The sequence below is a fragment of the Bradyrhizobium sp. Ses1 genome (assembly GCF_059512365.1).
The window spans coordinates 1-369 of the sequence record NZ_JCAMOQ010000233.1 but is presented as its reverse complement, the minus strand read 5'-3'; the positions used below and the strand labels follow the sequence as shown (position 1 = coordinate 369).

Annotated in this window: 1 protein-coding gene; it reads right to left on the bottom strand. The window is 66.7% G+C overall.

The features are described from left to right. The coding region (locus AC5ZG5_RS46505; protein ID WP_496165606.1) for a transposase at window positions 1-369 on the bottom strand (369 nt) is incomplete at both ends.

Below are 369 nucleotides of genomic sequence, written 5' to 3'. Positions count from 1 at the left end.
GCGCCAGGCCCCCTTGCCGTCCATGCTGATCGCGATGCCGTTGTCGGCGAGCACGCCGGTGAAGGCCGCTCCGGTGAGCTGGCTGCCTTGATCGGTGTTGAAGATTTCCGGCGTGCCGTGACGCGCCAGGGCATCCTCCAGCGTCAGCTCGCCGATCTTGGCATGCAGCGACTTCACGTCGACGGCGGGTGGCGCTGCCCCATGGCCGCCACCAGGGCCGAACACGTCGGCAGCGCCACCTTCGAGTTGCGCCTTCCACGACGTGATCTGATTGGGATCGACGTCGAACTGATCCGCCAGTTGAGCCAGGGTCCGATCGCCCTTGACGGCGGCGAGCGCCACCTTTGCCTTGAAGGCCGGTGAGTGGTT